At 35.1% G+C, this 22,801-nt stretch carries 25 protein-coding genes; 18 read left to right on the forward strand and 7 right to left on the reverse strand.

The features are described from left to right. Position 1: 1 nt before the first annotated feature. The 3 genes from H0U71_04855 to H0U71_04865 all read right to left on the reverse strand — a co-directional run bounded on the left by H0U71_04855 (position 2) and on the right by H0U71_04865 (position 2,022). Positions 2-778, reverse strand: a complete 777-nt coding sequence (locus tag H0U71_04855; protein ID MBA2654381.1) for a transglycosylase SLT domain-containing protein — start codon at positions 776-778, stop codon at positions 2-4. A 103-nt stretch (positions 779-881) separates the two neighbouring features. Next, complete coding sequence (locus tag H0U71_04860; GenBank protein MBA2654382.1) at positions 882-1,247, reverse strand: nucleotidyl transferase AbiEii/AbiGii toxin family protein; 366 nt, start codon at positions 1,245-1,247, stop codon at positions 882-884. Then, complete coding sequence (locus H0U71_04865; GenBank protein MBA2654383.1) at positions 1,234-2,022, reverse strand: hypothetical protein; 789 nt, start codon at positions 2,020-2,022, stop codon at positions 1,234-1,236. Before H0U71_04865 ends, H0U71_04860 begins: the two co-directional genes overlap by 14 nt. A 216-nt stretch (positions 2,023-2,238) precedes the next feature. Between H0U71_04865 and H0U71_04870 the strand changes: the two genes are divergently transcribed. The 9 genes from H0U71_04870 to H0U71_04910 all read left to right on the forward strand — a co-directional run bounded on the left by H0U71_04870 (position 2,239) and on the right by H0U71_04910 (position 7,877). Continuing rightward, positions 2,239-2,526, forward strand: a complete 288-nt coding sequence (locus tag H0U71_04870) for a hypothetical protein (GenBank protein MBA2654384.1) — start codon at positions 2,239-2,241, stop codon at positions 2,524-2,526. Positions 2,527-2,835: 309 nt separating this feature from the next. After that, positions 2,836-3,147 carry a hypothetical protein gene (locus H0U71_04875; protein ID MBA2654385.1) on the forward strand — a complete coding sequence of 104 codons (312 nt, stop codon included), beginning with the start codon at positions 2,836-2,838 and terminating at the stop codon, positions 3,145-3,147. 56 nt (positions 3,148-3,203) lie between these two features. After that, the gene (locus H0U71_04880) at positions 3,204-3,602 is read left to right on the forward strand and encodes a hypothetical protein (protein ID MBA2654386.1); all 399 of its coding nucleotides are present in this window, start codon (positions 3,204-3,206) and stop codon (positions 3,600-3,602) included. A 198-nt stretch (positions 3,603-3,800) separates the two neighbouring features. Then, the gene (locus H0U71_04885; protein ID MBA2654387.1) at positions 3,801-4,280 is read left to right on the forward strand and encodes a hypothetical protein; all 480 of its coding nucleotides are present in this window, start codon (positions 3,801-3,803) and stop codon (positions 4,278-4,280) included. A gap of 510 nt (positions 4,281-4,790) precedes the next feature. After that, positions 4,791-4,946 (forward strand): hypothetical protein, encoded by a 156-nt coding sequence (locus tag H0U71_04890; GenBank protein ID MBA2654388.1) that lies wholly within the window; start codon positions 4,791-4,793, stop codon positions 4,944-4,946. A 71-nt stretch (positions 4,947-5,017) separates the two neighbouring features. Further along, complete coding sequence (locus tag H0U71_04895) at positions 5,018-5,488, forward strand: GNAT family N-acetyltransferase (GenBank protein ID MBA2654389.1); 471 nt, start codon at positions 5,018-5,020, stop codon at positions 5,486-5,488. 25 nt (positions 5,489-5,513) lie between these two features. Beyond that, complete coding sequence (locus tag H0U71_04900) at positions 5,514-6,179, forward strand: SGNH/GDSL hydrolase family protein (protein ID MBA2654390.1); 666 nt, start codon at positions 5,514-5,516, stop codon at positions 6,177-6,179. Between the two features lie 373 nt (positions 6,180-6,552). Next, complete coding sequence (locus H0U71_04905; GenBank protein MBA2654391.1) at positions 6,553-7,056, forward strand: hypothetical protein; 504 nt, start codon at positions 6,553-6,555, stop codon at positions 7,054-7,056. 149 nt (positions 7,057-7,205) lie between these two features. Next, positions 7,206-7,877: a hypothetical protein gene (locus tag H0U71_04910; GenBank protein MBA2654392.1), complete on the forward strand. Its 672-nt coding sequence runs from the start codon at positions 7,206-7,208 to the stop codon at positions 7,875-7,877. Positions 7,878-8,275: 398 nt separating this feature from the next. On the opposite strand, the gene H0U71_04915 is transcribed toward H0U71_04910, so the two are convergent. The 3 genes from H0U71_04915 to H0U71_04925 form a co-directional block, all read right to left on the reverse strand. Then, the gene (locus H0U71_04915) at positions 8,276-8,950 is read right to left on the reverse strand and encodes a hypothetical protein (protein MBA2654393.1); all 675 of its coding nucleotides are present in this window, start codon (positions 8,948-8,950) and stop codon (positions 8,276-8,278) included. Positions 8,951-9,016: 66 nt separating this feature from the next. Beyond that, positions 9,017-10,086, reverse strand: a protein-coding gene (locus H0U71_04920; GenBank protein MBA2654394.1) for an IS3 family transposase whose coding sequence is annotated in 2 segments (ribosomal slippage) — positions 9,017-9,837 and positions 9,837-10,086 — 1,071 coding nt in all. Because the reading frame shifts where the segments join, the coding sequence is not laid out codon by codon here. 516 nt (positions 10,087-10,602) lie between these two features. Next, positions 10,603-10,848: a hypothetical protein gene (locus tag H0U71_04925; GenBank protein MBA2654395.1), complete on the reverse strand. Its 246-nt coding sequence runs from the start codon at positions 10,846-10,848 to the stop codon at positions 10,603-10,605. Positions 10,849-11,205: 357 nt separating this feature from the next. Here H0U71_04925 and H0U71_04930 point away from each other — a divergent pair, with 357 nt between their 5' ends. The 9 genes from H0U71_04930 to H0U71_04970 all read left to right on the forward strand — a co-directional run bounded on the left by H0U71_04930 (position 11,206) and on the right by H0U71_04970 (position 19,981). Beyond that, complete coding sequence (locus tag H0U71_04930; GenBank protein MBA2654396.1) at positions 11,206-11,508, forward strand: hypothetical protein; 303 nt, start codon at positions 11,206-11,208, stop codon at positions 11,506-11,508. A gap of 171 nt (positions 11,509-11,679) precedes the next feature. After that, a complete protein-coding gene (locus tag H0U71_04935) occupies positions 11,680-12,360 on the forward strand; it encodes a hypothetical protein (protein MBA2654397.1) in 681 nt (226 codons plus the stop codon). Between the two features lie 263 nt (positions 12,361-12,623). Next, on the forward strand, positions 12,624-13,862 hold the full coding sequence (locus tag H0U71_04940) for a hypothetical protein (protein ID MBA2654398.1): 1,239 nt from the start codon (positions 12,624-12,626) through the stop codon (positions 13,860-13,862). A gap of 108 nt (positions 13,863-13,970) precedes the next feature. After that, positions 13,971-15,269 (forward strand): ankyrin repeat domain-containing protein, encoded by a 1,299-nt coding sequence (locus tag H0U71_04945; GenBank protein MBA2654399.1) that lies wholly within the window; start codon positions 13,971-13,973, stop codon positions 15,267-15,269. A 45-nt stretch (positions 15,270-15,314) separates the two neighbouring features. Then, positions 15,315-15,803 carry a hypothetical protein gene (locus tag H0U71_04950; GenBank protein ID MBA2654400.1) on the forward strand — a complete coding sequence of 163 codons (489 nt, stop codon included), beginning with the start codon at positions 15,315-15,317 and terminating at the stop codon, positions 15,801-15,803. Positions 15,804-15,826: 23 nt separating this feature from the next. Further along, on the forward strand, positions 15,827-17,563 hold the full coding sequence (locus H0U71_04955) for a hypothetical protein (GenBank protein ID MBA2654401.1): 1,737 nt from the start codon (positions 15,827-15,829) through the stop codon (positions 17,561-17,563). Positions 17,564-17,772: 209 nt separating this feature from the next. Further along, positions 17,773-19,302, forward strand: a complete 1,530-nt coding sequence (locus tag H0U71_04960; GenBank protein MBA2654402.1) for a hypothetical protein — start codon at positions 17,773-17,775, stop codon at positions 19,300-19,302. A gap of 22 nt (positions 19,303-19,324) precedes the next feature. Beyond that, positions 19,325-19,672, forward strand: a complete 348-nt coding sequence (locus H0U71_04965) for a hypothetical protein (protein MBA2654403.1) — start codon at positions 19,325-19,327, stop codon at positions 19,670-19,672. Between the two features lie 9 nt (positions 19,673-19,681). Beyond that, on the forward strand, positions 19,682-19,981 hold the full coding sequence (locus tag H0U71_04970) for a hypothetical protein (GenBank protein MBA2654404.1): 300 nt from the start codon (positions 19,682-19,684) through the stop codon (positions 19,979-19,981). A 1,335-nt stretch (positions 19,982-21,316) separates the two neighbouring features. On the opposite strand, the gene H0U71_04975 is transcribed toward H0U71_04970, so the two are convergent. Next, the gene (locus H0U71_04975; GenBank protein MBA2654405.1) at positions 21,317-22,588 is read right to left on the reverse strand and encodes a hypothetical protein; all 1,272 of its coding nucleotides are present in this window, start codon (positions 22,586-22,588) and stop codon (positions 21,317-21,319) included. Positions 22,589-22,801: the final 213 nt, after the last annotated feature.

Here is a 22,801-nt window from a genome sequence, read left to right on the forward strand (position 1 = left end):
ATTAGTGTTCTCGTAGACGTATATAGTACTCTTGCAAGTGGCTAATTGGTTTCGGAATATAATTTTTATCTGCAATCATATCTTTTAAATATGACTTGTAATCTTCAATTGCCTCAATCCATGTTGCTTCGCGATGTAATCTCGAGGATGCGGTTTCTTTTTTTCGGAAAAGCCACCGAACCCCAATGCAGATACTAGTAGATGGATCAAATAGGTCTGTTAATTTAACATGAATAAGATAGTTTTTAAGCTCTCCATGGTGGTCACCAATTGCTTCGTGGGTAGGGACGATAATTTGCATCAATCCACGAGCATGGGTTTTTCCAACGATATTTTCTGAAATTGGGTCAAATCCAGATTCTGTTGCAATAAGTGCTTTAACCAAATTGGAATCAAGAGGCATCTTTGGATTAAAAATGTCGTTCCAATAGCGAACCCATCCACAAATATATTGATCGAATTCATCTGCGCGCGGGAACTCAGATAAAACATTTGGAGTAGGAGGGGCGCTCAAATTACTGAAATTCATTTTCGTCATTTCTTGAATTTCTTCAAACGATAACACATCTTTTTTGGAAGGGTTGGCAGCACAATGTTTATGCCTAGTTGTGAGTGATCCTTCAGGGTGCTTCTTGCTTGGAGGTATGTGAAGATCATGTGTTCGCACTAGATGAGTTCCTATGGGACAGATTCGCCAAGGATGAGTTTTTGTATCGAAGTCTGAGGAAAGCTCCATATCCTCTTCCATAATGTCCATTTCAGTATTTTTATCAGTCATCGGTTAACTCCTTTTTAACTAAAATAATGAATCGTGTAATATTTAAAAGTTCGTATGAAGTGTTTTTGAAATATCTCGCAATTTGTTAATGATTTCATATAAGTCAAAATCTAAAAACATTGAGTTCGGATGTAATGCTAAAGTCTGGTAGTTTTTCAGGTATTCGGTTAATTAATAATTTAATAGGTTTAATAATATCGCTGCGCTGTTTCCGCGTTGCAAGGGAAGAAATCGGTAAACTAAAATCTAAACCTTCACTTAATCTATAAAAACCAGCATGGACTTTTGCAAGTAACGTCCCGCCTTTAAAAACTAAAGCATTTGTAGTTTGAGAAGAAAGCCAATGAAGAATTACTGTACAGAAATAATCTTTCTCAACTAATCCGGGTTCAAAATTTGTTTCGGCAGCAGTATATTCGGTTGCTGAAATAAACTGATTTTTATCCAAATGAAAATCAAGTGTCGACATTATCTATTATTCTCCATTCTTTATTTGTAATACCTTTTGTTCCACCAAGTGGATTTAATGGCAACCAACCTTTAGAATTTTTTATAGTTTTTGCAATAGGTTTAACAAGTTTTCCATCGTGAGTCTGTTTGTAAAGAAAATAACCAATACGTCGCTTGCTACTTATATTTCCATATTGAGTAGTGGTGGTGATTAAATCAGATAAAAAATAAGAATCTTTCAAGTATCTTTGAATCCAATCAAAGGCTATAGGTAAAGTATTGTATCTATTCCAATCTATAAAAGCATCGACAACCGTGCGAGGTAAAGTGCTAATATTTATTTTGCGTTTTTCTTTAATCTCATAAGTTACTGGTACACCAATTCTATGTGAAGCAATTTTTATGAGCTGAACTGATAGATTTCCCAGCTTCTTTTTTGCTGATAAGCGATCATTATAAATTGTTATTTGATTGGCAAGTTGTGTTGTCAAACCGTAATGATTGAAAGCATAAAGTCCACCAATATAATAGTTAGCTCCTATAATTTCCATAAAATGGCTGATAATGTAAATGGAGTCGGGTTGCCATTTACCCCCAGGAGGAATTTTTTGAGGCACTAAATAAACGCCTCTTTTTAATCTTATTATGGACCCTCTTTTAGATAGTTTGCTCAAAAGGTCTTGTTTTTGCTTAGAGCTAATTTGAAATGCAATCTGCAATTCTCCTGAATAAAGGATTTCTATCTCTTTCATTTGAATATAGGCAAAAAATTGATTGATAAGTGTGGTAGACATGGGCGACCTTTTGCATTTTCATTTATGATAATCGATTAATGTCTATTATCAATAAATTTAATGCAAAAATTATTAAATGAAAAATGCGATGTAGAACCTAAAGTAATGTGTGGGATTTTGTGGGAGTGAGGTGTGCTTCGTTATGCTCAGTTGTGCTATTTGTAATGGACGCACGGTTTAAAAAAATAATAAAATCAATAAGATAAAAATAGGCAAATGAGCTACGAACCAGGGGGGCGGGAGTTCGACAAAAATGCAGGAGCATTTTTGGATGTTTGCAACACAAACGCCCCGAAGGGGGAGGCCAGGACGGCCCGAATCAATCTTTCCGGCGCTTGGGCTATTGTAAAAGATAAAGTGGGAGAGCCTGCGTTTATGAATATATTTTTAGATCAATCTACAGACGACCAGGTTTTTTTAATTATGATCGGTATTCGCTTTGCTCAAATAGATTCATATTTATCCAATTGGTGGGCCGTGGCGCCCATAATTCTAGTTTTCTAGTGTGGATAATTCAAAAAAACATGTTAAAACCCGCGCAAATTCGACTGCTGAAGGTCAAGACATTAGCTTCGAATAAAAGATCTTTTATCAGTGCTTATGAATTGAATGCTCAAAAAATATTTTATGATAAAATTAAAGACAATTGGCTGTTCATGTCCCGATGTGGTGAATTATAATGTGGATGCTTCTCAGCTGGTGCTCATTCAAAAATGTAACTAGCCATAAATAAAGAGGGTCATTTCTTGAAATGAGACCCCCTTTATTTTTTTTTTCAATTGTTAATGGCGTAATTAATTACGAGGATAAGGTATGCCTGATTTATCAAGCACAGATGAGAATAATAACAATAATAGTCATAGAGAGCAGCAAGCAGCACAAATTATGAAATACAAAGATAGAAGTGCAAGTCAATATAAAGAACAGGTTACGCTTAAGTTATCTCAATTCCTGGATTTCAATTTTAGTACGTTACTAACTGTCCAAATAGCTTCGGCAATACTTTTTATTGAAATAATGAATAATATGGGATTTGCTGGTAGGTTTAATCTGCTTAATATGCCTAATGAGATATTACAAAAAATTTTTCATACCTATCCCAAGAGGAAAAAATATCTCAGTTAAGCGTATCGAAAAGATATAGAGAAAATATGTTATTTCAGTTTTTTTATGAGGCTTTTTTGCCTTCTAGAGTAATTAAAGCTATTTGTGATTTGATTGATCCTTTAGAGGTAATGCGTTTTCTGTCATATTATCGTACTCAAGAGAGTTATTCAGAACTAGCCAAAATTTCATTTAATGAGATGTCAGATCTTGAAGCTACTTGTTTTGTCCTAACTCGAGATCCAAAAGATACATATAAAATTACATCGACAGAATTAAATAGGGTCATAAAAAACATACAGACTAAGAATGAACTATCTACAGGTATTATTGATAGTCTCATCATAACGTCACTAGCAATTGAATTTTCCGAAATAACTAATAACCCTGAGCGCAAGAATGCTATTACGCAAGAATTAAATTATAGACTTTCCTATCAAGCAGGTAGAGGGGATGAAAATATACCTGGCAGTTAAACTTTTATTAACCTGGGTGGAATTAATTTACAAAGGGTTCGTTTTGGCGATAGGGTTGATTTAAGATTTGTAGACCTATCGGAATCCAATTTAAACTCTGCTTTAGAAGGTCTTGTCAGGTTAAGAGGCGGATTTTTTATTAATGCTAATCTTGAGAATTTTTTTTGGGTCCTTTCATTAAAAACATACAATATGCTCATGGGGATCAAAGCTAATAAGAGTGCAGTTCAAATAGATGATGAACCCACTTATTTTCTATCCGTAAATGCATTCAAAGACCCCCATAGTTTGGAACAAGCGCTTGATACACTGTGGCGTTCAATTAAGAAGAATGAAAGCTTTTATACGGGAATTTTATGTGTGGGTATCGCTTGTAATATTGTTCAGGTTCTGCCTAAGTTAAAACTAAGTACAGAGGAAAAATTTAATTTACTTCATGCGGCTCTTCAACATCCGCTATTTACTAGAAATCCTACTCTTGTTAAGCAGCTAAAAAAATTCATTAATCCTTATCTAACATTTTTTGTTAAGAAAAATAATTATTTTCCAATTGAAGACAGCCAAAATGTTCTGCAATTGTATGAAGAGGAGCTATTAAAAGACAGCCCTGAATTAAAACAAAGGGTACAAGAAGAGGACGTTCTATATTATAAGTCATTAAATTGTCTATCTTTGTAAAATAAAGAATAAAGGAGGTCGCATCTTAAAATTTAAATTTTAACTTAGCATTAGAATTCACATTTCAAGATGTACCCCCTTTGTTCGAATGAGAATTTGTTTTCGCGGATGGTTCACGTCAAGTGTGACCCTATTAATTAAATCTTAACATTACCCACTTGAATGCCGCGCGCCATTAATACATTCGTAAATTGCGGCGTTGTAAATTGTGCGCCTTGATCTGTATTAAAAATCTCACCTACCCCGGCAGAAAGCACCTGTTTTAGCGTATCAATACAAAAATCTGCCTCTAACGATACACTTAGTTTTCAACCTAGCACATAACGGCTAACCAATCTATTATTGCAACAAGATAAGCAAAGCCATGTTGCATGCGAATATAAGTGATGTCCGTACTCCACACTGATCAACATGATCAATCTCAATATCACGCAGCAAATAGGGTAGTGTTTAAATAACTGTATCAGATTTTCTTAAATTGTTATAATTTTATAACTTTGGAAAGCTGACATGATGAGTAACAAAAAATTTTCTAATCAATTTGATTTCAGCCAATTTCAAAAAGAAGCCATTGATAAACTTAAATCTGGGCGATCATTGACCGGAAAAAATGGTGTTCTTACCCTTTTATTCAAGAAATTCTTGAAGCAGCACCTCTCTTGCTAAAAAATATTACCTTTGCAAGTTCGTTAAATAAAGGGTCCAATAATATACAAATAATTGATTCGAAGGTATAGATGATAGAGGATTTAAAAATAGAATTACTTGCCAAGTGCAAACAACATACCTCTGTACTTGCTCAGTTATGGCTTGATGAAGTAGGTAAAGATTCTGATCCACGACCCAGGACTGAACATGTAATACAACGATTTATTGAACATTGTAATGAAGAAAAATTGCCGCTTGCATATGCTGCTATATATCAAAATAATCCTATTGGCATGATATGTCTGCGTATTACAGAAGGAATTCTAGATAATTTAACACCATGGCTAGGCGGGCTTGTGGTTCATCCTGATTATCGTAGAAAAAAAGTAGGTGAAAGATTGGTATCTATTGTCAAAGAACAGGCAAGAACATTAGACTACTCAGAACTTTATCTTTTATCAGATGATGCCTTGTCTAGCTGGTATAAAAAATTAGGCTGGCAAAAAATCGGTATCGCTGATAATGATCCGGGTATCCTCATTATGGCCATAAGCCTTTAAAAGGATAGGTTAAGAAGGATTATAAATGAAGACAATTTTGTGCTACGGGGATTCAAATCTACGTGGATTTATTCCTGGAACATTTAATGAAAGTACTGGTCTATCAGATCGGTTCGAAAAAGACAAACGGTGGACAGGTCTGCTGCAAATTATCCTCGGTGAGAAATATAATATAATTGAGGAAGGTATTAACGGCGGGACCACAACACTTGATGAAAAAATTCCGGGCAGACCCTACCGAAACGGTCTAACACAACTACCGGTGTGTCTTGAATCTCATTATCCAATTGATATTGTTATTTTTATGCTCGGAACGAATGATACAAAATTACAATTTAATCGAACATTGGAAGAAATTACTGAGGGAATGAGACAATTAGTAAAAATAGTCAAGACAGGTGACAAAGGTCCGGCTTCGGCACCTCCCAAAATTATAGTAATTGCACCACAACCTATCATTAAAATTATTAATCTACATCCACAATACGACGCCCAGCCTATCCAAAAATCTAAAGAATTAGCAAAATCATATCAACAGATGGCAAAGGAAGAGAATTGTGAATTTATAGATGCTGGTCTTATCGTCAGTTCAAGCCGTTTAGATGGTATACATCTTGATGCGATAGATCATGGACTGCTGGGTTATGCTGTGGCAGAAAAGGTAAGACAGATGAGTAATTTATTGAAATAAAAATTTTTGTAGACTCAAAGTCAGAAAAAGCAGGCAGTGACTTTTGCAATTATTGTAGCAGGCAATAATTGAATAAGCAGCATTAGCATAGAAATTCAAAATAATATCAAATGAGCAAGAAGCACTGGTGACCCTCCCCATACCTTGCTAATATAATAGAGAGTTCTTCAGTTTGCCAAGGAAAACAGGTTACTCTAATGGGTGGCGTTGGCAAGAAAAACGTGGGGTATTGGCTGAATTTTTTTTCACAAGGGCTTTTGAATTTAAGGTTTGGTTGATTTTTTCAATTAAAATATAGTAAGGTTAAAATAGCTCATAGAATCAACTTTTTTGCAAAAGTAAATTAAAATTCTAATATTATTAAGGAGAGAAAATGCTTCATCGTAATCAATCATCTTATTTTTTTCCATTTAATTTTTTTGAAAATTTTATTTATTCATGTCGTAAAATTGAAAATGATCCAAACTATCAGCGTTACATCACTAATGACGAACTATTGAATTTAGTTAGAGATGAGAACGGGAATGCCAAGCATACTCCCAGAAGAAGTGCCTTAGCTATACAACGTGTCAATAGCTATCAAAATTATGATGCTCTATCAGGAATGATCTATCAAATAAAAATTGCTAAGAAAGGTTGTATCGGTGATGACGAATACCCGGTCTGGCATATCGATGATTCCACAATTATCTTTGTTAATAAAAAAGGGGAGTATTCTTTCCATGTTAATGAAAATATAAGAACTGGTAATTTAGATCATCCATTGACGCATTTAAAGATTGATAATTTTTTAAATCAGGCATGTTTGCATTACTCAAAAGAGACTAGGGTAGAAACATCTAATCTCAGTGATGTAATGTCGCAGTTAATGATATAATAGACGCTCTGGTATTTTCTTTGATACTTTGTCTAAAAATAAAATAATATCAAATTTTTTTAATTGAGATGAGTCCCAAATTAATAGATTATTAATTATAATTATTTATTCCTTGTAAATTTACTAACTGATTCATTATGAGGTTTTTTATGATAGATAAATATTTTGGCTTTCTTAGTATGGATGTTGCTCTGATTGTAATGGATAACTTAACAATAAGAGAATTAGCCCCTTTATCAGAAGTTTCAAAATTGCATTATGAATTAACAAATGATGAAGTATATTGGAGGGCAAGAATAAATAAAATTTTTCCCGGGAATTTATTTCAGTCTGTGGACGTCTCAGCCCCTGCGTTGAGTTTTAAAAAAATTTATTCCATCTGTCATAATATAAACTTGAAACAGAGTCAAATTGTGCTTACTGTTCAATTAGCGTCATCGAAGTCTCAAGAAATGATAAATGATATGTTTAAATTATATCAGCAACTTTTTTCATTTGGCCATGAGCTAGCGGTTATTAGTTTAATGCAATTTACCCTCAAGTTACATAAAAACTATGGCTACGATGTATCTGCAGCTGTAAGAACACAAATAAACACGGTAGTAAACGGTCTTAAAAATAATAATAATTATACCAACGAAGCGATTGCTATTATCGAAACCCTTGAGGAAGAACTTGCCGACATAACTTATGGTAGATCTCCTACGCCCTCCACAGCATCACCAGCAAACAGTGATGATGAAGGTGATGAAGATGTTTTTCTGCAAGAAGAAGATATATCAACTGATGTCTCATCTGAAAATTCATGTTGTCTAATTTAAGGTAAACTTTTTCGTTCTTTATTCAAAATAATCTAAAAATTCAGCTGGCTATGAGAGTATAATTTTGATCTGGCCTCGACTTCACGGACACCCCATTAAAAGAGTGGAATTCTCAAAAATGAGGTGGAGACATGAACGAAACTAATCCGAAGAAGCAAAGACCAATTTGCAAGAAACATAGCCCCCAATTCAAGATCAAGCCCTAGAGCATGCGGCAAAGAGGAGATTCTCCAAGCCGCGAGAGATCTGGGCATCCCGGAGCAAATGCTTTATTCCTGGCGTGCTAAGCAACGTCAGGGTGGTCAACCATTGGAATAACAAAAACTGCAGCAAGCGGAGCTTGCGAGACTGAAAAGCGAAGTTAATCGATTAGAAGAAGATGCCGGGTAAATATCATTTTAGTGTCCGAGACCATGTTTTTCAAATTGGTTAAATATAATGCAGTTATTATCTTCAATGCTGATTTGGTCAGTTGAGATGACACGAGGGTCTTCTGTGGTTAGCTTAACTTCATAGGCTTTAATATTAGGCAGATATTTAATCCCAGTTTCCCCAGTTGGACCTACTATCTTATGCTTTTTAAAGATTGAGAAAAGTGCCAAATAAATCAATTCATGTTTCTTCTGATTGGTGTTTTTTAAAATTGAGGACTCATCCCATATGCCATATAAATTAGATTTCTCATCCAACCCGGCACGCTGACTTTCCAATTTGACAAGACATTCCTCTCTTAGATTAGCAAACCGTTGTTTTGAATAAGCACGTACTTTATCAATTGTTAAAACGGGCCGTGTAATCGAAGTTTCAATTTTATTTTGATGGTTATTTCTAAGCTGATCAATTTTCTTTTGTTTATGTATGGAAGCAGATTTTATTCTTAATATAAAAATTGTTTTTTCAGTTGATGTGCTATTTTGGTTGTGAGAAGAATTTTCGTTCTTAAACAAATAGCTAACAGGCGTAATATTTGCCACTTCAGAATTTTCTTTAGGTTGCTTTCCCTTATACTTATTTTTTTTATGAAGATTAAGCGATGCTTCTGGTTGCCTCATCCCAATATCAAGTTCAATCATTTTGACCTGCCTGTTTTTTTCGTACCAAAACTACATAGAAATAAATGCTCCAGTTGTTACATTACCCTATGAAAATTTAAACTCATTAGGCGTTAAGTAATTCAAACTTGAATGAGGCCTGATATTGTTATAATGTTGCATCCAGTCTTCTATCACAACTTTCGCTTCTACTCTATTTCTAAACCACTCCATTGACAAACATTCATCCCTAAATTTACCATTAAAACTTTCATTTGTCCCATTCTGCCAAGGTTTGCCCGGCTCTATTAAGACAACTTCAAGTCGTGATTCTTTAGCCCATTCCAACAAAGCGTTACTAACAAATTCGGGGCCATTGTCGGAGCGAACATAGCGAGGAACGCCATGTATGCTCATTAATCTGGAAAGAGTTTCAATCACATTTTTTGAACGTATTGACCCTGCAATTTCTATCGCTAAACATTCCCTTGTATACTCATCAACTACTGTTAGACATTTTATCTTTTGGCCGTTGGCGCACATATCATGAACAAAATCATAACACCATACAGAGTTAGGACCGATTGCTTTACATGGACGTTCGGTTGAATTTATTATCTTGCGCCGCTTCTTTTTAGGTACTTGAAATCCTGACTTTGACCATAATCGACCACAACGTTCTATGCCGATTTTTATTCCTTCTCGTTGAAGAAAAATATGAATATGACGATAACCATATCTTGGATATTGGCTAGATAAACCTCCCATAGCTTCAATAACAGATTTATCTTTCTCCGGCATCTTTAGGCTGTAATGCAAAATTGATCGACTAATTTTTAAAAGCGTACAAGCTCTACGCTGACTCAGTCCAAGACTAATTGCCAACTTTGCTTGCTCTTTACGGTCTTGTACGCTTACCACTTTTTTGAATTGATCTCTTTCATAATTTCAATTTCTAGGTCGCGTTCTGCTAAAATCTTTTTTAAACGCGAATTTTCTGTTTCAAGTGCTTTTAGCTTTTTTACATCATCCGTATCCATCCCACTGAAACGCTTGCGCCAAGCATAGATTGACTGTTCAGAGATTCCGTGTCGCTTTGCCACCTCACCAACAGGATCCCTGTCGGCTTCTCTCAATATCCTAACAATTTGTTCTTCTTTTAAACGAGACTTTTTCATGTTCTTTCCTTTTTAGTGGAAGAAGCATTATCTCTAATTTAATTTGGTTTGAAAATCCCGGGGCAGGTCAATTTCATCAGCAGCTTGTTGTAACTTAACATTAAGCGTTAGTAAATTCATAAAGAGGGGGCTAGGGGTAAGAATAATGTAACGAGAAGGACGGCTGCAATTACAGGAGGTGATTTAACACCAAATTGAATTAAAAGTATCGCACAAATAATTAACAGAGGCAATCCAATTTAAAATAGAGATTTTTTGGGCTAGTGAATGGGTTAGTTTCATTTTTAGGAAGATTGTTTGTCCACTTTCGTAAAATGCATTGATTTTCATCTATATGTGAAAAAATCACTTGAGGATTTATTATACTTAATTTTTTGAGTGCGGGTCGTATAATATTGAAATCGTCCTCTATTATTATACGCGCATCATAATAACTCAATTGTCCTCCTGTTATTAAACCTTGATAAAAATTAATCCCGCTATTATTTGCTGCTATGCTTCTAGCAAAAAATGATTTTAATCTTGAGTTTCGGCATCTGAACGTCTCGGTGCAATTTTAAAATAGAACATGATTTCATTGGCATAATGACTTGCAATAATTTTCTTAGCGGCAGAGTTTTGCCCATGGCAAGCTAAGTAGCCAAGCCTCATAGGGCGCTTGATTAGCTTTTTAAGTGAATTACTTTCTAAAATATCAGCTATTACTTTAGTGTGCGGATTCGCGAATTCAATGAGAAATTGCACGCAGAGCGGTTCACACATGGCGATTGCATTAAATACTATGGTAAATTTAAATCCTTTTAGGTTTCCTTGATTTCACTGCGTTGACTCAAGGCTACAAAATACACAAGTAGCCTTGAGTCAACGCAGTGAAATCAAGGTTCTTAGTGATTTGATGCAGCTTGTAATAAGGCGTTGGTCATGATTTCCAGGTTTGATTTTGAAGCAATGCTTTGGTAAGCTATCAAGCTCGAATTATTTCTAGTAAGGTTGCAGGGTTAATCACAAAATCAATAGTCTAGCTTGTAGCATTCAATTAATGCGGAATAAATTATTTTAAATTGTCCTGCAACAATTTTTAATGTATTAAGCATTGAATTTTATAATAGGATAAATAGAATGGCATTTCTTAAAACGTCGGTAACACCACAATTTGAATATATGTTAAGTGGTATCCCTCTCAATCCAATACAAATAAGAGAAGTAAGAAATTTAGGCTTACCTAAAGGTACTTTTATATATTTCTGGAACAATCAGCTTATCGCACATGCCGAAACGCAATCCAAATGTTTAGAAATGGCTAGGATTAAACTCAAAGAATTAGCTTTAAATCCTAAGCCCGAAGATTTGCGAACTGTTGGCCAACTTGGTTCCCCAAGTGAGGAAAAACATATTCTAAGTCCGCATAAAGGACATGCATAATAATCCTGAATTCTCACTTATAGGCGGCGCCCATTCGCTTTGGGTCATAAAATGAAAATAAGATGTCGGGTTATAATTTGAAATCGTTAAATAGGCGAATAAAAATTTTATTTGGATATCAAATGAAATTCAAGCGTAGATTATATTTTTTGTAATAAGAAGGGTCTTATAATGAAAGTTCAAGGTCAAATAATTTTATCTAAAGATTCGGGAAGAAAAGAGCTATGGGTAACTAAAAAAGTCGAAAATGATTACTTTTTGGCGCTTAAGATACTACAAATCGGTGAGCAACCAATCAAAACAACAAAAGACGCCTTCTTAGCTTTGAGAGATTTTTTCCCACAAGTTATGGTTCAAAGCCAAGTCCTTAATGACCTTTTCGAAGCAATGCGCCTTCCTCCAAATGTGGAAGATATTTCCAACATTGCCTTAGGTAATTTCCCAGATTTTCGTTTGGATCGTAATATTGCTAACGATGTGGACCATAATAAAGTTGCCATTGCAGAATCTTTACATGGTGAAGTCATTGATTTTGAAATTACTCCAGACGATTTCGAGCTGGTAGCTACCTGCAATACAGAGGATGTCAAATTGTCTGAAGGTTCAATCTCAAAAGCAAATACAGTCGGTTTTAATAGAGATGCAATTATGAATATAAGGCTATCTCCTCAAATGCAAGAGAAATTGAACGCCTATTCCAAGAAAGTTTTCGGTGATAATTATGTTCTTTGGAATTCTCAGAAGCAACCTGTTCCTTATCACTTTACTATTGCACAAACAAATCGATTAGGTGACGCCATTGCTAAAATGGCAGAAAATAGAGAAGATAAATTAGGGATTGAACTCAAGTAAATTCAATAAGTTACTTCCTCAATTCCTGTCAAAAAGCAGTTGGGGAGGTGTTTGTAAACAGACCCCTTTTCACATTCTGTTTTCAAACTACATATGGCGCCTACCTCTTTTTGCCTATTTGTTGTATAGTACAATTTGTACCAGGCATTCAAAGTTCAGCTACGTTTAATGTTATTTCTTCAAATTAAAAATATCATCAAATTTCCGGACCAAAATTATAGGAATGACTCCTGACGGATTAATTTCACTTTAAGAGTAATAAAATGCAAAAATTACCAGTTGATTTGCTACAAGGCATAGGTTCATATTTATCGTTACCCGATTTAAATAGCGTAAAGGCAAGTTGTAGATTTTTTAATAATTTTTATTGTGAAAATGTATCGAACCATATCAAACAGAGAAAAATTATACAAGCAGTAGCGGGGCACTCTTATGTTGCTTATTTACGAGAAAATGGCACTGTTTTTCTAAAAGGAAATTTTGATAAATATATATCAACAAAAAATAGCATTTTTCTTGAGGTTTTGAAATTAAATGATGTTCAGCAAATTTCTGGTAGTGAGAATCATTTGCTATTTCTTAAAAAAAATCGCACGGTTTGCATGATGGGAGGTAATCAAAATGGTGAGCTTGGAATGGGTAACTTAACAAATTATTCAACACCCCAGCTCATTCCTGATTTTAGAGGAGTAATAAAAGTTATTGCGGGCCAAAATTTTAGTTTGTTCCTTATGGAAAATGGCACAGTGTATACATGTGGAGCAAATAAATGGGGAGAATTGGGAGTGGGTGATGAAAATCCTCACTCAGTACCCACTAAGCTGCCTAACGTAGCAGACATTATTAATATCGCTGCCAGTGACACTCATAGGATCCTTCTTAAAAGAAATGGTACAGTCCTTGTATATGGTGGCAACCTTGAGGGGCAGCTTGGTCTAGGTGACACAAAATATCGTGAACAACCTACTCAAATTCCTGGCTACTCAGAAGTGATAGATGTTGCTGTCGGCAATAGCTATACCATCTTTCTTAAGAGTAATAATAAAATTGAAGTATGTGGTAGTAATGAATATGGTCAACTGAGTTTATATAATGTAAAAGAAGTATTAATTCCCACTGCAACGTTTATCGGAAGTGTTGTGGCAATGGCAGCAGGATTTTCACATACGGTTTTTCAATTAGAAAACGGCTCTGTTTTTACTTGTGGAAATAATCAATATGGACAATTGGGAAATGCAAATCGACAATCATCGAATAATTTATTCGCTATGGGTGTGCCAGATGTTGCTAATGTCTCAGCCAGTGGTAATAATACATTTCTTCATACAAAAAATGGTCTTATACAAGGCAACGGTGATAACCGTGTTGGCCAATTAGGTTTAAAAGAACTGGACATTCTCAGGTCGACAAATTTGCCAAAGCTTAATGACTGGATAAATGTTCTAGAGCAATTGTCTGATAAAAAAAATCATGATCAAAATACCAATAATAAAAAAACCTAATTATTGGAATTTGAAAAAAATACCCAAATAAATGCTGTGCCTTGGATTTGATTGCCCTCATTGTTGATTTTTGACAAATTGAAAATATAACTTATTGGAGCCGGACTTGTGAAACAACCAATCGAGAAGCTTATTATTGAAATTAAAACTAAACTACAGGATAAAATGTTCTTAGATCATTTAATAGTGAGGCCTGATGTTGACAAAGTTAACCGAAAGATGGATAGCTATCTTGGTAATATTAGGGAAGGAGATAGCGAGTCTTCAAAACGGTGTGTCCATTTTCTGCTTAAAACAGCAGCTGAGTTAAATATGGGCGCCGAACTACATCAGTTACTTAGCTTAAACCAGCTTGATGATATAAATGATTTTCTTCTGTTTGAAACCTCTGTAACTGCTGACGCTGAAAATGATGATGACAATGGCAAAACTTTATTAGGTATTACTGCATTTCATGGACATATCGATTTAGTCCGCTATTTAGCTGAGGTAAAATTAGCAAACTTAAATGCTCAAGATATGCATGGAAATACGCCTTTACATCAAGTAGTTTATGGGGATTCGTATCCGGTGAATAAGCGCAGTTTTGGCAGCGCTCACGAAGAAGTTGCCACTTATTTGATTCAACATTGTGCAGATATAAAAATAAAAAATAAGAAACAATTAACTCCATATGTCTGTGCAAAGTTGGGTGCTCCATTGAAGATTGAAAGTATGATAGGTAAAAGATTAACTGCCTATACCGCTGCACCTAATTATGCGCATAAAGTAAGAACAATTTTGGAACAAGAATTATACACTTTAGAACGAATACGGTTTGATAAAACGGGGCAGTTCTTTTTTAAAACTATTATAACGCATCCTATAGACTACCCTGTATTTAGGCTTGAATATGCGATAAGTCAGCATGTGGCGAAAGGAACCACGCCTTACGGCTACCCAAATTTAAAGCAAATATTCACCTCTTTAGATAGTCTAAGTGAGAATGAGTGGCATGATTTACAGAGGATAATATCCTCGCAGAAACCAGAGCCCTGGAGTTTTAAATATGGGATTATCACTGATCAGCTTGCTAAGATAACAAAGCAAAGCGTAGGTATTGGGCTGGTTTCTTTTCTATTAATTCAATATTCAGCTCAAGATATTTTAATTGCTGTATTAGTCGGCGCACTATCTGCTATGTTTGCTTGGCAATGTTTAACTGAGGTAGCATATAAAGCAGAAGTGAAGCAAAGAGGCGTGCAAACTGATAGAGTGAATGAGTTACTGAAACATAATCGTTTTTTTGCACCCGAGGGTCCTCGTTCCCTGCAAATTGCGAACTTAAACTCTATTGAGAGGGAGTTACAAGCTCTGGAGAATAAATGCTCTGATCAGAATTCACAGCTTAGCATTAACATTCCGTAATTATTACTTGATAACTTAATTTATAACAGCTAATTGAGGCTTTATATGCAAGTGGACTTCGAAAAGTTTTATTGTGACGTTACAGATTTTATACATACTTCCAAAATGACTAAAGAGAAGAATGTCAAAAACATTCTTGGGAAATTGGATGAGCTAGAAGAAGACCAACTAGTTGATATGCAAAGAAGAATCGATAACGAATTTCATTTTATATGTCATCCTGATCCAACAAGCCTTCCTCCTTATATCATCGTAGTTTTACAACATGGTAGTGAAGCGTTGAAAAGAGTGGGTGTCTTGGCTTGCGTAATGATTATAGCTAATTATATTTTTTCACCACAAAAATTGTCACCTATATTCACCTTAGCACAAGGTATCGCTGCTGGCATAACTACTTTTGGAGCTAGTGTTATTTATGATAATAATCAAACAACGACTCAGAAAAAATTGGAAAGACTTATGTTATTTAAAAGCAGATTGAATGAATTCAACTTGGAGTCCAAAAGCCATTCGCCAAGAATTAAATTTACGTAAAGTTATGACTTGAGGATAAAAATTTGCATTCTGTTTATTTTATTTCAGATTTTTCATATAACCCGAGCCATCCAAATCCGGTAAAAATTTTTGAGCTGGGGGATGCTTTTAACTCTGATTATCCAGGAAAAAAATTAGGCAAAGAAAAATCATCTCCTTATACTTATTTCATCAATGATCTAAAGAAACGTTATCCCAATGCACTTCTGGTGCAGGTGCTTCCATCAGGTCTGAACATTGACGATTTGGAAAACAATACTTCCATGCTAACTTATGACAAAGAAGATATATTTAATGATTCTCCTCAACATAGATCCAATTCCTTTCCAACTATTGTCAATCTTATTATAAAAACTATCCAAAATGCAGTAAATCGCTCCGAACAAAGCCGTTTATTAGTAATCGCGGTGGGGCATCCCAAGATTTTTGATGAGATACCTGCCGGTCTCAATGAATATCATAAACTTAAACTGATTAATTACTATTCCCGCACTTTACATCAATCATTTTATAATAAAAGGATATTGCATGATTTTGCGTATCATAGTCCAATCTATCCAAAAACCCTATGCCTGGATTTCGACCGTTACTATGTAGAGGAAGAAATAAAATCAGAGGTGAGTGAATTTATAACCTCCAGTCAAGCTAATCATTATGTTATCAAACCGACCGATGGCACGCATTCAGAGCATGTACATACTGTAGCGAAAGATGATCTATTAAATGTTATAGGACTAATTTTAGATGGAAGTTATTCGCGGGACGCATGTTCGCGATTTCATTTAAGTGGTATGTTAATACAAGCATGCCATCAATCTAAATTAATACCATTTAAAGGTAAGTCCTTTCTTGCAAAAGCAAGAGCCATTATTAGAGCTGATTTTGATGAAGTTAATCCTACTAAAGCACCGAGGTTAAACTTAATTAGCGGATATTGGCAGCTGGCTAAAACGCCTTATAATGGTGAGGTTAATGATGATACTTTAATAGCCAATATGGCAGTGAATTCCGAAGGTGTGGTAGAGATAGATGCTGAAGATTGGAATGAAATTACATCCCATTTCCAAGAACATTTACCTCCAATACTCCATTCTATGGCTAGTAACAACAAGGAGAATGATTGGACTCTCCTGTCAAACGATGATGATTTATCTTATGGTGATGTTATAAATCAATTTCTTAAACAGCAAGTTTTAATACCCCACGGGTCTACTTTTTTTAAGAAAATATTCCATTGGCGAAATACTTATATTGAGAATAGTGATAGTCAAGAAATTGCCAATAAATTTATCTTTGATATGATTGGATCGCATCAAACTTATAGCAATATCTACCGTTATCAATCTAGTAATAGCATTGTTAAGAATGCTGTAACCATGTTTAATGACAGAGCTATAAATATGGCTAATCATAATATATTGTCTCTGCCCTATAAATTTAGGCAAAGAACCATAATATTTTTCCTCTGCCTAGCAATAGTTGTCACTTTAGACTTTATCCTTAATAAAAGTATATCTCCCAAAACTTTTTTAAGTTCAGTTTTTTCGGTATTGATTTCGTCTTTTATAATTCAATTAGCATTAAGCATTAAAAATCCTTCTTCTTTTTATAGCAATTTCTTTCCTACACCTGCGGATGGTAGAATAGCTTTCTTTGCTAAAAATGACGAGAATCAGCCACGTAATTGTGTCAACCAAGACGAGGAGTTCGAAGATGTCCTCCTAGTAGAAGAAAGAAAAAGCTCAACCATTACTCCCTGACTATTATTTTAATTCACGCTAAGAAAGTTTATACTGATACGCCATGTTGTGAGCCACGAAGGGTCTTGAACCGAAAGGTATCAATGGTCTGTGTAAACAAATTGGCCACAGCATGACACTCATAGTTTTCTGGGATGCTTAGGGTTACATACTAAACTTAAAGCCAGATGGTGACCCCTTCTATTGTTTACTAAAAGAGGAAGATAATAATGCAACAAAATGAAGAACAGAAACGCTTGAAATATTCAGATATGAAGGAAATGCTTGATACTATATTGGACAAGTTTAATTTGTCTGGAAGATGTGATGTTTTTGAAGAAACATTGCTTAAAATGGCTGGAATCACTAGCGAGCCTACTGCCTGTCAATTCTCTATGAACAATAGCACTCAAGGTGCGCTAACTAATTTTGACTTAGGTATTACCTATGTTGACGCTAATAAATTTTACAAATATTTCCGTGACCATTACAATGATCAAAGTGCATCAATGAGTACAGAAAATACTGTAACGATCAAGGGTCAATCCACTATATTCATTCGACTAGATAGCCATATTTTGGCCACTAAAGTATTGCCTGATTTTGAAAATAAACTAAAGGAAATGGCTCTCACCCATCCTGGCATTATTGAGGATTATAAAACTCAATGTAATCCACATCTCACAAGATATGTCAGTTATGACGATTTTGTGGGCCCACTGATGAAGCTCGGCAATAAATTGGGCCTTGATGCTAGCAAAACTGATTTTATTGAGGAAACATTTTTAATATTAGCAGGGATTACTAGCCCTACGACTACTTGTCGCTTTCAACCGAGTAAAAGTCCCAGGAAAACTGATTTTTATTTGGGAATTAGCGTGGAAAATGCCGAAAAATTTAGAGATTTTTTTAACGCCATTTCTGCGGACTCAGCCGTTATTATTGAGGAGGATGTTAAATTACCTGATAAAGGTGAGTTACTCCTGCAACGAGTACGTATCGATAATAAAATTCTTAAGGATCTTTATGGCAAATTTAGCGCAATGCTATATTCTCGATTAATTACTGAGCCTGACGCTATTGAGTTATATCGTAAAGCTTCAGGCGTATTACCCCAAACAACAAAAGAAATTATCGCCATTTTGGATACCGTTTTTACCGATCTTGTTTCGAAATTGCCGAAGAGAAATTCGACTTGTTATTTAGATGAGAACAATAGAACAGCGCCTAAAGTTCCCTCTTTAATGGAATCAATATACAAGAGTGGTGTCTTAGCGGGTCAGGAGAATGCTATGGTCGCAAATAGCGCAACTCTATTTAAAAATGGTGAAATTTTAAAATATAAAATTAGCTTACCCAACCGAGATCCTGATAATAATTCGGAGACTATTGAGTTAGAAGAAATGCGTCCAAATAAGGATGGCGCAGCAACATTGAAATTAACTCATGCAGTCTCTAACTTACGCCAAGCGATAGCAAATAAACTCCCCTTAAAAGAGATTGCTGATCAAAGTGAGAAATTAACACAAGCCATTCACTTCTATAGCTATGCATGTAACTCACCCAAGGAAAGAGCTGAATTTAAGAATAAATACAAAGCTAGTTTAAAAAAATGTCAGAAAGATATCGAGGCCATTTATGAGAAAAATGCAAATCCTGATCATTGGGCTATAAAAGAATCTTCTTCTGCCAGACCACCTTCTTATTTTGATCAGTCATATAATTCGTATTCCACTCCAGGTCCTGGAATGAGATGTTAGGCATTACAAATTAGGGTAAATTATGGAATGGGTTGAGGATAAAGACATATTCACCAATCAAGATTTTTGTTATTGGTTACAAGGTTATTTTGAGATCAGTGAACTGTCGAATTTAGATGTGTCGAAAATAGATATAATACGAAAGAAATTGACTGATATTAACGAGCCCTTGGGTGAATATACCTCCTGGCTAATAGAAGTAATTGAAGATATCGAGATGCATGACTTCCAAAATGAGATCATTATGCAATGGGAAGACCCAATACGTCTCAATTTGGCCAGTATTTTCAAGCACGTGATTGATGATAGCTATTCCTCAGCTCATTCAAAAGAAAAGTTACAAAAAACACATGATGAAACATCTACCTAAGGCTTTAAAATGATACATCGCGAATTTTGTCTATGGTTGGATGGCTTCTTTTCCCTAGAAAACAATGCAAGCAAATTGACTCCAAAACAATTAAACATTATAGACAGCCATTTAAACTTGGTTAAATTAATAGACGGCGAACTGCAGGGGTTTCCAAAGTGGTTAAAAGTCATGATCACGCCTCGCTTAAGCGACAGCCATTTTTTTGATCAAACTAAGATCGAAAATCTGACATTAGAAATAAAGACGCAACTGGTTAGTTTTAATATTCTAACTTTATCCCGCCAGCCTTATAGTTCTGAAAGATAACAAAGTAAGTTAGAAATAAAGTGGTCGAGCACACATCACCTCACAGTAAGAAATTGCACGAGCTCGCGGGACGACAGCTGGGGAATCAAATTTTCGTCCCAGTTTTTCAGCAGGGCGATTGCACCAAAATAATCCATGATTAATGGGAATTAATAGACAAAGATAAAAAAAAGTAATAAAAAAAGCGCTCCCAATAAGTTCAACAAAATCAGCATAAAAGGAGCGCTTTAGATGGATAAGGATATTAAAAGAAGAGACATAGCACAACCTATAATCACCTGTTTTTCTTCATTAGAAGACCCCCGGGTTATTGGAAGAACTAAACATAAGCTGGTTGACATAATAGAGTTTGATCTTGCGTTTTGCAGTCCAGCAAATGAGAATCCAGTTCGCCTTCTAAGGCAGCTTCTAGAATTTCCTTGATAAGCGGGGTGAGAACGCCATTTTTTCCGGTCAAGGATTGACCCGATTTAAGTTGATCTATGGGTTCTTTTTGAAATTGGCTAAAATCAAAATTTGCTAATCAATTTTTTGTTACTCATCATGTCAGCTTTCTCAAGTTATAAAAATAATAACAATTTATGAAAGCTGTCACAGTTATTTAAACACTCCCGGATTTTTTTGTTGACTACATCATTACTTTAAAAACGCTTTTATTTGGCGCAAAATTATAGTAATTGCACCACAACCTATCATTAAAATTATTGATCTACATCCACAATACGACGGCCAGCCTATCCAAAAATCTAAAGAATTAGCAAGGTCATATCAGCAGATGGCAAAGGAAGAAAATTGTGAATTTATAGATGCTGGTCTTATCGTCGGTTCAAGCGTTTAGATGGCATACATCTTGATGTGACAGATCATGGACTGCTTGGTTATGTTGTGGCAGAAAAGGTAAGACAGATGAGTAATTTATTGAATAAAAATTGTTGTTATACAGAAAGAAAGAGCAATCGCTATAAATTATGACCGTGACAGAATCGTGACAAAGTGAAAGCAATTTACGGTTGTTTTATGTCACTTTATAGCACTTTTGATGATTCTAAAGTATCGTAAGACTTTGATTAATAACAAGTTACATTTATGCCCGTTCTGACTACGAACCAGTGGTCGGGAGTTCGGCAAAAATGCAGGAAAGCATTTTTGGACGTTTGCAGCGCAAACGCCCCGAAGGGCCGAAGGCCAGGATGGCCTGAGTCAGTCTCTCCGGGCGCGCCAAAATTCTGATCTAGATTCAATAGGTTACTTATATAATTCAGATAGCTTCCTAGCGCAAGGGCAGAGGAGTGTGACAGATTTGTGACATTTCTTTTATTAGCCTACAACGTTGCCTCAGCGATATTTTTTATTTGGATGGGAAGCGTGATGATCCTGCTTCTGTTTAGTAGGATGATTATCCTTGGCTTGCTTTTTTTGTGCTTCATTATGAAACATCAACTTAAACTTGCCCTCCGGATCTACAGCCAAATTTTCTGCTTTATAAGAGTGCCGGGATTTGTTTTCTGGTTGAGGATTATTGTTTTTTGTTGGCATCTCACAAAAAAAATGAGTTATGCAGGCATGCATTTCAGGAAATAGCAGTAGCTGGACAGCACTATCAAATTCGGCATAATAGCTCGCTTGCTCAATAAGGCGTATCTCTCTAAGCTGACCCTGATAATCAGGGTGGTGATCGATTACGTTTTTCATCGCCTGAATTTCTTTTAAAAGTGCTATGGCACGATGATTTGGATCCTTGGGATTGGAAGTATGGGGTTCATAGTCTTTAGAAAGCTCTATTAACTTCTGTGCTTTCGTAAATAATTGAGGCATGGCTGTGGAATCTGCAAAATATTTTAATAAATTGTCAACTCTCTTTTCTCCCTCTTTTAATGCTAACTCGAATTTGGCAACTTTATTTTGATCAACATAACCAGCCTTATTAAGAAAAGGAGTAGCCAGTAATAGCTTATCTTGAACTTGAATACCGCTTAAAAGATTTTTGAAAACGATCTGGTGAGTAAAGAATTCATTGCGCAGTCTTTTTTTATATTCTGATAATGTTCCTTTCGAGGTATGTGCTATCGAAATAATATCATAAAGAAAATCATAATCTCCGAATTTTCCCAAGCCAAACTTAGAATTCATCGTGGTTTGTAAAAGAAACATTAATTTAAAAGTTTTAGGATTAATGATATTGGGAAAATAAGAATTTTCCTTAAGAATATCTATAAATGCTCTTTTGAGCAATTTCACTTGGGGAAAGTAACTTTGATCTGCTAGCTCTTGAGTAATGGAAATTTTAAAGTTTTGTATCCATTCATGAGTAGAAGTGGATTGCGATTTTAATATTTGCAAGTCGTTATCGCATGCTTCATTGGTATCTGGTGTGCTGTTATCTTGATCAGTGGTAGTTAAAAATATATCCTTTGTTGGTTGAGAAAATAAAGTTGGATTAGCTAAGATATTTTTATCCTCATCCCCAGAGCGAAGTAATAAAGTCGTGTTATTTTGATAATATTGATGATAAATTACGGCGAGCAAGATCATCGTAGTCGAACCTGCAATCGCCCAATATATATAAGATTGATTATTGATTTTAGATCTACTATTTTTATTTTTCATAACAAAATTTCCAATATTAAAATATTTTTATTTAATGATAGTGAGAAGCTCTTAGTTAGGTTAGTTTATTATTTTAAATAAAAGAGTTAAGTGACCCCCATGTCTAGACCAGCAACCAATTAAATTTTAGGAGATATCACCCTCTTAAAATTAATAAAATATTTGTTGAGCCTGTGGGTATGTGGGTAACTCGAGCTTGCGAGAGTTATCCAC

This window comes from Gammaproteobacteria bacterium, from assembly GCA_013697705.1.
Classification (GTDB): Bacteria; Pseudomonadota; Gammaproteobacteria; order UBA6002; family UBA6002; genus UBA6002.